General features: G+C 31.0%; 1 protein-coding gene. It reads right to left on the bottom strand.

Annotated features, from left to right (window positions below; translation table 11 throughout):
* Positions 1-218: 218 nt before the first annotated feature.
* Entirely contained in the window at positions 219-365 is a 147-nt protein-coding gene (locus AOA61_RS32830; protein ID WP_368731121.1) for a hemolysin III family protein, read from the bottom strand.
* Positions 366-377: the final 12 nt, after the last annotated feature.

Here is a 377-nt window from a genome sequence, read left to right as displayed (position 1 = left end):
ACCGGCTAAGCCAGTAATTGATTTGAAATTTATTTTCATATTAGCATCTATTTTTACACTAGGTTTTACTTGGATCTTAAAGAAAGCCCTTGAAAAGAAATGAGAAGCTCAGAAACTAAAAAAGTATAATCAGAAGAAAATGGTTTTGCACCATCTTCTCTGATTATACTAACTTTCTTATCGCGAATCAGAAATCAGTAGGTCAATCGCTCTTTCTGTTAAATAACATATAAGAATACTGAAAGAAAGTGCGCTAAACTTCCAAGTAAAATGAAGATATGGAAGATTTCATGAAAACCAAAATTCTTAAAGTTAAGGAATTCTGGTTTCATACCATAAATAATGCCTCCGATAGTATATAATATTCCTCCTCCAAT

This window comes from Pseudomonas sp. 2995-1 (assembly GCF_002742505.1).
GTDB classification, from domain to species: Bacteria; Pseudomonadota; Gammaproteobacteria; order Pseudomonadales; family Pseudomonadaceae; genus Aquipseudomonas; species Aquipseudomonas sivasensis.
This window is presented reverse-complemented; position numbering and strand designations above follow the sequence as displayed.